The 9,312-nt window shown below is 50.2% G+C and carries 11 protein-coding genes; 10 read left to right on the forward strand and 1 reads right to left on the reverse strand.

Annotated features, from left to right (window positions below):
* The coding region (locus V7Z69_RS08915) for an AfsR/SARP family transcriptional regulator (protein WP_334139656.1) at positions 1-476 on the reverse strand (476 nt) is incomplete at its 3' end.
* A gap of 122 nt (positions 477-598) precedes the next feature.
* On the opposite strand from V7Z69_RS08915, the gene yqeC reads away from it, so the two are divergent.
* The 10 genes from yqeC (at position 599) to V7Z69_RS08970 (ending at position 9,042) form a co-directional block, all read left to right on the forward strand.
* Entirely contained in the window at positions 599-1,327 is a 729-nt protein-coding gene (gene yqeC / locus V7Z69_RS08920) for a selenium cofactor biosynthesis protein YqeC (protein ID WP_334139657.1), read from the forward strand.
* A complete protein-coding gene (locus tag V7Z69_RS08925; RefSeq protein ID WP_334139658.1) occupies positions 1,297-1,926 on the forward strand; it encodes a nucleotidyltransferase family protein in 630 nt (209 codons plus the stop codon). The genes yqeC and V7Z69_RS08925 overlap by 31 nt, the downstream gene beginning before the upstream one ends.
* Positions 1,926-2,702, forward strand: coding sequence for a selenium-dependent molybdenum cofactor biosynthesis protein YqeB (gene yqeB / locus V7Z69_RS08930; RefSeq protein ID WP_334139659.1), 777 nt, complete (start codon positions 1,926-1,928; stop codon positions 2,700-2,702). The genes V7Z69_RS08925 and yqeB overlap by 1 nt, the downstream gene beginning before the upstream one ends.
* A gap of 22 nt (positions 2,703-2,724) precedes the next feature.
* Positions 2,725-3,498, forward strand: coding sequence for a molybdate ABC transporter substrate-binding protein (gene modA / locus V7Z69_RS08935; RefSeq protein ID WP_334139664.1), 774 nt, complete (start codon positions 2,725-2,727; stop codon positions 3,496-3,498).
* Complete coding sequence (modB, locus tag V7Z69_RS08940; protein ID WP_334139660.1) at positions 3,499-4,140, forward strand: molybdate ABC transporter permease subunit; 642 nt, start codon at positions 3,499-3,501, stop codon at positions 4,138-4,140.
* Positions 4,127-5,260, forward strand: a complete 1,134-nt coding sequence (locus tag V7Z69_RS09960; protein ID WP_416376424.1) for an ABC transporter ATP-binding protein — start codon at positions 4,127-4,129, stop codon at positions 5,258-5,260. The genes modB and V7Z69_RS09960 overlap by 14 nt, the downstream gene beginning before the upstream one ends.
* Positions 5,229-6,059 (forward strand): XdhC family protein, encoded by an 831-nt coding sequence (locus V7Z69_RS08955; protein WP_334139661.1) that lies wholly within the window; start codon positions 5,229-5,231, stop codon positions 6,057-6,059. The genes V7Z69_RS09960 and V7Z69_RS08955 overlap by 32 nt, the downstream gene beginning before the upstream one ends.
* Positions 6,056-7,072 (forward strand): molybdopterin-binding protein, encoded by a 1,017-nt coding sequence (locus V7Z69_RS08960; protein WP_334139662.1) that lies wholly within the window; start codon positions 6,056-6,058, stop codon positions 7,070-7,072. Before V7Z69_RS08955 ends, V7Z69_RS08960 begins: the two co-directional genes overlap by 4 nt.
* A gap of 102 nt (positions 7,073-7,174) precedes the next feature.
* Entirely contained in the window at positions 7,175-7,750 is a 576-nt protein-coding gene (gene rbr / locus V7Z69_RS08965; RefSeq protein ID WP_014162393.1) for a rubrerythrin, read from the forward strand.
* Between the two features lie 86 nt (positions 7,751-7,836).
* On the forward strand, positions 7,837-9,042 hold the full coding sequence (locus V7Z69_RS08970; RefSeq protein ID WP_334139663.1) for an FprA family A-type flavoprotein: 1,206 nt from the start codon (positions 7,837-7,839) through the stop codon (positions 9,040-9,042).
* The last annotated feature ends 270 nt before the right edge of the window (positions 9,043-9,312 follow it).

Consider the following 9,312-nt stretch of genomic DNA (forward strand, 5'->3'; position numbering starts at 1 on the left):
CCTAGGGAGTAGAGTCCTTTTACTTTTTCTTTCAGCGCCAGGGCGGCCTGTTCTTCGTATATGTACCTCGTTTGGTTGAGCCAGTCCTCGAAGACAGGGCAGTCTTTTACGTAAAGCCCATCCAGGAACGGTTGGGCAAGGGCTATGCAATCGTCAGTGCTTGCAGCGTCCAAATTTCTCAGTAGATCCAGGTCCGTTTCCAATTTATTTTTGGGGTCAATAAAGATCCACTGTCTGTCGGAGAGTACTATCCCTTCGGGAATGTGTTTTTTCAGCACGTACAGGGTGTTCCGGAGATTTTTATGGGCGGTTTCTTCGTCTTTTTCGCACCAAAGAAGGCCTGCGGCCTTTTCCCGAGATACTCTATTCTCTATTAAAAGGTAGCACAAAAGAGCCATGGCCTTTCTTGAAGGTAAGAAAATTTCACGGCTGTTATCAAAGAAACTTGGTGGTCCAAATAGCTTGGCTTTAAACATGAGATCCCTCCGGAAGTTAGAGAAAATTATAGCACGCATGAGGATTCTCTAAAACACATAGTATACCAAGGGTGTGTTAGACTTGATTGAAAAGGAATACGTAAGGGGGGGTCATGTCTGCAATGTGCTGTTTCAAAGAAAGGGAGTTGGTATGTGTGACCGGGGCGGGCGGAAAGACCTCCCTGATTATCGCCCTTGCGACTCCTTTAGCTGAGAGATCTAGGGTCATGGTTACTACTACTACCCGCATGGGCTGTTGGGAGATCCCCAAGGGATATGCCTTTGCCGTTGGAGATAGAGATTTTATAACGCGAAGAGCCAAGGAGCAAAAGCGAGGCCACCCTCCTCTTTTTGCAGCTTGTGGGGTAGCGGGAGAAAAGTACTTGGGGCTGAGCCCCGACTATGTGGACTACGTTTATGTCAACGACCTCATGGATATAGTCTTGGTTGAAGGGGACGGGGCAAAGAAATTTCCCGTCAAGGGATACAGTGAATGGGAACCTGTCATACCTGGCAATACGACTTGCCATATAGTGGTGGTAGGGGCAGAGATATTTTTCAAGGTTTTGGATGAAAAAACGGTCTTTCGTCCAGAGAGTTTTTTCTCCGTTTCAGGCATCACTCCGGGTAAGGTTTTGAGTGCGGGGGAGATCGTAAGGGTTTTGGAGCATCCCCAGGTTTTTCTCAAAGGCTCGCCCAAGGGGGAAGGAATCAGGAGGATTCTTGTCATAAACAAGATCGATTTGTTGGAGGGGGCGGGCGAAGACGTTAGAAAAAAATTGCAAGACGTAGAAAAGACGTTGTCCAAATATGATGACCTTTGGAAGGTAAGCTTGAAATGCAAAGGGTAACCATGATCGTTTTGGCAGCAGGTAAGTCTACTCGTATGGGGCAGGATAAGTTGCTCTTGCCCTTCGGCTCAGGTACCGTCATTTCTACGGTTCTGGAGGCCGTTGTATCTTCGGGGTTTTCGAGGGTAGTCCTCGTAACCTCGAAAGAAACAGCGATAAACCTTAAGGGGCTTCCCAAGATCGTGGAGGTAGTACTTAACCATTCTCCCGAGCTGGGCCAGGCCCACTCCATGCTTTTGGGGATAAAACGAATCCATGAGTTAGGTGGCTCTTTTGGGATAGTGATGGGAGACATGCCTTTGCTCACAAGAAGGGATATAAGTGCTATTTTTGACGCCTTTCGCTTAAGGAGCCCAGGCAAGACTGCTGTAATTCCAGAGTTAAATGGAAGGTTCGGTCATCCAGGTTTTTTTGAGCCAGTATGGTTGGACAGGTTTATGAGCATAAAGGGCGATGTGGGAGGAAGGCACGTAATAAGAGACCACATGGAAGAGGTCGTTTTGGTTAAAGGCACGATCGGTTGTTTTTTGGATATAGATACACCCGAGGATTACGTCAAGGCTTTGAGGCTTTATAGGGAAGGCGGGGGCGTTCTGTGATGGAGCGGATGGTGATAGTTAGAGGCGGAGGAGATCTCGCTACAGGGGTGATATACAGGCTCTTTCATGCAGGTTTCAAAGTGGCGTGCTTGGAAGTTGCAATGCCCACCGTGGTGAGGCGGACTGTTAGTGCCGCCCAAGCAGTTTTTGAAGGGCATGCCCAGGTGGAGGACGTGGCTTTCAAGCTTATGAGCCTTGGAGAGTTTCCCAAAGATCAATGTACTGTGCCTGTGTGGATAGACCCAAAGGGAGACAGCATAAACCAGATAAAGCCCCACTTCGTGGTTGACGCCATAATGGCCAAGAGGAACACGGGGACACATATGTCAATGGCACCTTGCGTGATAGCCTTGGGGCCGGGCTTTATAGCCGGAAAGGATGTCCATTACGTGATCGAAACCAAGAGGGGGCACTATCTGGGGAGGGTCATTACCAGAGGTGGGGCCATTCCAGACACCGGCGTGCCGGGGGTTATAGGGGGAGAAAGCATAAACCGGCTTTTGAGAGCTCCAAACAGAGGTTACCTTAGACCCTTCAAGGAGATTGGTGATCTGGTGGAGGCTGGTGAGATGGTTGGGGAAGTGAATGGTGTGCCGGTTGTGGCTGCGATAAAGGGGGTACTCAGAGGAATCATTCATCCCAGGGTGCCGCTGGTTGAGGGGATGAAGATAGGAGACGTAGACCCAAGGTGCATAAGGGAGCACTGCTTTACCATTTCCGACAAGGCCCTGGCGATTGCTGGAGGGGTTTTGGAGGCCATGTTGAGGGTCCGGTGATCTTTGGAAAGCGGTGAAGACAATGAAAGGCGGGGTTTTGAAACTAGTCGGATTAGTGTTAGCGTTTTTTCTTTTTGTATTTTGCCGTGTTGGTTCGGCGCAGGAAGTAAAGGGTATCCTCGCTGTATCTGCGGGTATAGTGCCCTGCGTGGAGGAGATAATGACCGCCTTTGTGGCCCAGGGGGGGCAGCCTCTATCAATTGTTAGTGGGGCCACAGGAAAGCTCGCCAGGCAGATAGATAGCGGTGCGCCGTACGACATTTTCCTTTCTGCAGATCCCAAATGGAGAAAGTGGTTGGAAGAAAGGGGCCATAGGATGAAGGTCGAGGTTTGTGCCTTTGCCAAACTTTCTATTTGGTGGCCTGGTGATTCAGAGGACAAGGGTGTGTCTTTCCTTTCGAACGCTGTGCTGGCGGTACCCAACCCAGCCTACGCGGCCTACGGAAGGATGGCCAAGGTATATTTTGAGGGCCAAGGGTATTGGGAGGAGGGTCTCAAAGAGGGACGCTTCATCTTCTGCGATAACGTTCCCCAGTGCGTGGTAGTTGTAAGAAGCAAAGGGGCTGATGCAGCATTGATACCTGTTTCGGCGGCCATAAAGGCCAAAGGAAGTTACATCATCCTTGAAGGTGCTGGGCGCCTTGCGACGGAGGCCATCCTATTAGGTGACCGTGTCTTTCCGAACGTTCTTGAGTTCAGCAGATTTCTTCGCTCGGAAAAGGCCAAAGGCATATGGAAGAAATGGGGATTTGATGTGCCAGATGAAATCATGAGCGAAAAGCGAGAGGGGTTATAAATGTACCAAGCTTTATGGATAAGTCTTAAGGTCTTGTTGGTGGATGTTCCTTTGCTAGCCTTGATGGGAACCTTCGTGGGGTGGGTTTTGGCGCGCAAGGATTTTCCCGGCAAGGGTGCTGTCTCTCTTTTACTTCAGCTTCCAATAGTTCTTCCTCCCTCTGTCATCGGTCTGTATTTGCTTTTAGCTCTCGGCCGTTTGGACTTCCTTAGAGACTTGGGTTTTTTGTTTGGGTTCCCTGGTGCGGCTTTGGCGGCCTTCGTCCCAGCGTGTCCCATAATGATCCAGTCTGCCAGGGCAGCCTTTTCCGCTGTTGACCGGGGCATTGAAGAGACAGCCTTGACCATGGGAAGGTCCAGACTGGAGGTTTTCACCAGGGTGACCTTTCCCCTTGCCAAGAGGACCCTTTTCGTGGGATTGGGACTTTCTTCGGCTCGTGCTCTAGGGGATTTTGGAGTCACCATGATGGTGGCGGGCAACATACCAGGGCGAACTCAGACCTTGCCCCTCTATATATACGGTAAGGTGGAGTCGCTGGAGTTTGCCCAAGCTCATTGGGCGGCTTTGCTTTTGGTAGCCGCGGGTGTGGTGACGTTGTGGTTCATAAAGATCCTTGAGGGTGGAGCAAATGGGATATCTTGAGGCCAACTTTAGGGCGAAGATAGGTAGTTTTGAACTTGATGCGTATTTTTCCATGGATAGGGAGATATCCGTGGTCTTTGGCCCCAGCGGGTCTGGCAAGAGCTTTTTCCTCAGGTGCCTTTCGGGACTCAATGCCATTGATGAAGGCTACATAGATCTTGATGGCCAAAGATTGAACGATTCGGCTAGAAGGCTTTGGATTCCTGCAAGCCGCAGGGGGGTGTGTCTCATGCCCCAAAACCTTTCCCTCTTTCCCCACATGACTGTTCTGGAGAACGTGGCTTTCGGCTGTAAGGGGGACAACAGCCATAGTGCTCACAAGGAGGCCCTTTATTGGCTCAAGCGAATGCGCATAGATGACTTTCAGGACAGATATCCAAATCAGCTTTCAGGAGGACAGCGGCAGAGAGTTGCCTTGGCCAGGGCTTTGGCCGTGAGGCCAAAGGTGCTCCTTTTGGACGAACCCTTCAGCGCACTGGATGGCCCTCTCAAAAGAAACCTGCGCAGGGAGTTGCGAAAGCTTCAAAGGGAGACGGGTGTCCCTTTCATATATGTGACTCATCATGTCGAGGACATCTGTGCTTTGGGTGACAGGGTGCACTTTATTCATGACGGAAAAATGTCCGAGTCTCTGAACGTGGAGGAATTGATTAGTGGTGGAGGGCGGCTTCGTTTCTGGAAGATGATGGGTTGGGGCAACATAATGGAAGGAGAAGTCGTATTTAACGAAACTGGTAAAAGGGTGTTTCGCTGGACCGGCGGGGAGGTTGTCGTAAAAAGCACTGGGGGAACGGGGGAGGCCATAGCGTTCATAAGGCCTGAAATGATAAGGTTCATAGACCCTCGCTATCCCGTGGATGAGGAGATTTCCCCCAACCTGTTTGAGGGCAAGATAGAGGACGTGATTCTAGAAGGTGGAATATTCAGGATCCACGTGTCCTCCGATTCGGGAGTTTGGCAGGTGGAACAGAAGGATCCAGTGTTTTGTTCCCGTAAACTTAGGCCGGGCGAGAGGGTGTATTTTTCTTTTCACCCCGACTCCGTTGAGCTGGTGATAAGAGATTCCCAGAGGAAGGGAGAGATGGAATATGGATCTGGAGCTTTTGCGTTTGATAAATGAGGAAACAAGGGAAGGGCGTTTCGGTGTTTTGTGCACCGTAGTGAGATCCCATGGGTCCACTCCCAGGAAGTTAGGAGCTTCCATGTGGGTGAGGTCAGATGGTTCAATTGCTGGGACCATAGGAGGAGGTGCCTTGGAGAAGGCGGTAATTCAAAGGGCGCTGGAGGTTATGGAGGACCCCACGGCACCCAAACTTTATGAATCGATTCTGAGGGAGAAAGAAAGCCAAGGCCAGGCAGTTTGCGGAGGAGAGGTCTCTGTCTTGTTGGAGCCCTTGGGGATGGAGCCCAAGATAATTATCTTCGGAGCTGGTCATGTGGGGGCGGCCCTTGCCAGGCTGGCTTCGGCAGCGAGGTTCAATGTGATTGTGTGGGACGAGCGAGAGGAGTACGCCAATCAGGACCGGTTTCCTGGGTGCAAGGCCGTGGCCTGTTCCTTGGAGGAGGCTGTATGTGGTGGAGTTATTCCTATAGCCCGCAATTCTTATGTGGTGGTTGTTACTCGTGGCCATTCTCTCGATGAAGAGGTGGTTCGAAGCCTTGAAGGTAAGCCCATGGCTTACCTGGGGGTTATAGGTTCCAGGAGAAAGATATCCTTCATGCGCAAGAGTCTCATGGAGAAAGGCGTTTCGGAGGAGTTTCTAGATAGTATTTTCCAGCCTATAGGTTTGCCTATAAGGGCTGAGACGCCCGAGGAGATTGCTTTATCCATCCTTGCTGAGATAGTAGGAAAGATGAGGGGCGCGGACCTTGAGGCCCTTCGTGGGCCATACAAAACAGAAGGGAAGGACCAGCTGTGAAGATAAAAATAGTACCTATAGAGGATGCCATAGGGCTTCAAATAGCTCACGACCTTACGCAGATAGACGCCCGAAAAGGCATAAAGGGGGCGAGGTTCAAGAAAGGTCATGTGGTCAAGGAGGAGGATCTGCCTGTTTTGCGAAGCATGGGGAGATTGAGCCTGCCGATCATTGAGTTGGACTCCGATGAACTTCATGAAGATGATGCAGCCCTTGAGCTTGCAGGGGCCTTAAAGGGCGAAAACCTGGAGGTGGAGGGGCCCGAGGAGGGAAGGTGCCGCCTCATATCGAGGGTAAAGGGTGTTGTTAGGTTTGACCAGAAGGTGGTTAATGAGGTAAACCAAGAGAGGATATGGTCCTTTGCTGCTTGTCCTACAAATAGCGTGCTTGAGCCTGGGGAAGTGGTAGCTGCATTTCGCATACTGCCTCTATGCTTGAAGATAGAGGACATGGAGAGGACCCTGGAAAAGGTAAAGCCCTTTCGTGTGGTGCCTTTCAGGGAATTGAGGGTAGCGTTGGTAACTACTGGTAGCGAGATAAAAAATGGTCTGATAGAGGATGTTTTTGAGGCGAAGCTCAAGAGGAAGCTTAAAGAATTAGGTGGAATCTACGTGGGACAAAGAGTTTGTGGCGACCAAAAAGAGGAGATAGTCGAGGCCGTGAAGGGCTTCCTCGAAGCTGGTGCTCAAGTAGTGATATGTACTGGTGGAATGAGTGTCGACTTGGAGGATAGAACCCCTCAAGCCATTTCAGAGGCCGCGGATGAGGTTATTTTCAGAGGGGTTCCCGTTATACCAGGTTCCAACTTGATGTTGGCCCGTAAGGGAAGGGCATGGATAATAGGGGCTCCCGCCTGTGTGGTCCACAGCGAAAGGACCGCTCTTGACCGGTTGCTGATCGCTCTTTTTGCAGGTCTGGAGGAGGACATTGATGTGACAAGGTGGGGAGTAGGAGGACTGTGCATGAAGTGCCCGGTCTGCATCTTTCCCAAATGCCACTTTGCGAGATTTTAGAAACCCTAAATTAGCCCGGGGGTATCCTTGATTTTTCATCCGTAGGCTTATATAATGAAATGATACACGCCAAGATGTAGCAAAAGAAGGGAGGACGAGGAAATGAAGAGTTTGAAAGGAACGAGGACAGAGGTAAACCTTTTGACGGCTTTTGCTGGCGAATCTCAGGCCAGGAACAGATATGACATGTTTGCCAGTCAAGCCAAGAAAGAGGGTTATGTACAGATAGCGGACATTTTTGCGGAGACTGCCAACCAGGAGAGGGAGCATGCCAAGCGACTCTTTAAGTTTTTGGAAGGCGGAGAAGTGGAGATAAAGGCTTCTTTCCCTGCAGGAGTCATTGGAAGCACTCTTGAGAACCTCAAGGCTGCGGCCGCTGGGGAGAATTATGAGCATACTAGTATGTATCCTGAGTTTGCCAAGGTGGCCAGGGAAGAGGGCTTTGAGGAGATTGCAGCAGTCTTTGAGGCCATTGCGGTGGCGGAAAAGCAGCACGAGAAGCGTTACCTTGATCTGGCAGCCAACATAGAGGCCGGAAGGGTGTTTGAGAGGCCCGAAAAGGTTGTGTGGCGCTGCAGGAACTGTGGCTACCTTCATGAGGGCAAATGTGCTCCGGAGAAGTGTCCCGCCTGCGCACATGCGAAGGCACACTTCGAGCTTCTAGGCGAGAATTGGTAGTTTCTCTTTAGGCAGAAGCTCGAAGAAGCTTCTGCCTTTTGTTATATATAGGGTTGTCCAATGTGTTCGGAAAAGGAGGAATTGGAATGCATCAGACCTTTAAGGCTGTAAAGGTTAGGGAAGGTCTTTACTGGGTTGGAGCCATAGATTGGGCCATAAGGGATTTTCACGGGTATGCTACGTCAAGGGGAACCACTTACAATGCCTTTTTGGTGTTGGGTGAGTCGCCCATATTGATAGATACTGTAAAGGCGCCCTTTTACGATGAGATGATGGCCAGGATCGCCTCCGTGGTGGATCCTCATGAGATAGAGCTTGTGATATCCAATCATGCAGAGATGGATCATTCTGGGTGTCTTCCCAAGGTGATAGACGAGGTTAAGCCCAAGAAGGTTTTGGCCTCCAAGATGGGCGTAAAAGCTCTTAGGGCGCACTTTGGAGACGCCCTTGAAGTAGAGGAATTTCCTTCTGGCGGTGTGCTGGAAGTTTATGGTGTGAAGTTTCAGTTCATGGAGACCAGGATGTTGCACTGGCCGGATTCCATGTTCACTTATATGCCTGAAGAGAAGATCCTTTTCTCTCAGGATGGCTTTGGCATGCATCTTGCCACATACGAGAGGTTTGCCGACCAGATTCCAAGATGGATATTGGAACAGGAGGCTGCAAAATATTATGCGAACATACTGAATCCCTATTCTCCCCTGGTAGCCAAGCTTCTTGCCCAGACCCAGGAAATGGGCCTGGAGGTGGATTTGCTTCTGCCGGACCATGGGCCAATATACAGGACCAAGGAGGACATCAAGTGGATAATTGGCCGTTATGCTGACTGGTCCTCTGGTAAATTGCCTCAAAAAGTAGTGGTTTTCTATGACACCATGTGGGGCAGCACCGATAAACTGGCCAGAGCCATAGGGGAAGGCATAGCTTCTCGCGGAGTTGAGGCCAAGCTTGTTCCCTTGGGAGGTTCTCATAGGAGCGATGTGGCCACAGAGCTTTTGGGGGCAGGAGGTTTGGTTGTTGGGTCTCCTACGTTGAATAACAATATGTTCCCCTCGGTGGCCGATGTGTTGACGTACGTGAAAGGTTTAGGATTTAAGGGAAGGATTGGTGCTGCCTTCGGATCTTATGGATGGGGCGGCGAGTCGGTGAAACAGGTGGCCAAGGTTCTGGAGGAGATGGGAACCAAGGTGGTAGATACCCTGAAAGTACAGTATGTTCCAGACCAGGACGACCTATACGCCGCTTACCAGATGGGCGTAAGGGTAGCAGAGGAGTTAAAAGAAGCCAACTAGGGGGCCACGCCCCCTAGTTTTAATTTTTTGTATTTTTTCGAATAGATACCCAAAATGTTTTTCCTTTCCAGTCGCCAAGCCCCTTAAGGGTCTTACATGTCTTTTCTCCGTCTTGTGAGACTCAACCTTCATCAATTTCATGAAATTGCCCAGCTAGTGTTCGTAGGTATAGGGGGCAAATATAGGTAGCTTGAGTAAATTGTTTAGAGATGTATTTCAGCCTTCAAGTGGAACGTTGGGGTAAGTATGCCCAAAGACATAGTGAAATAA

This window comes from Thermovirga lienii, from assembly GCF_036847465.1.
GTDB lineage: Bacteria > Synergistota > Synergistia > Synergistales > Thermovirgaceae > Thermovirga > Thermovirga lienii.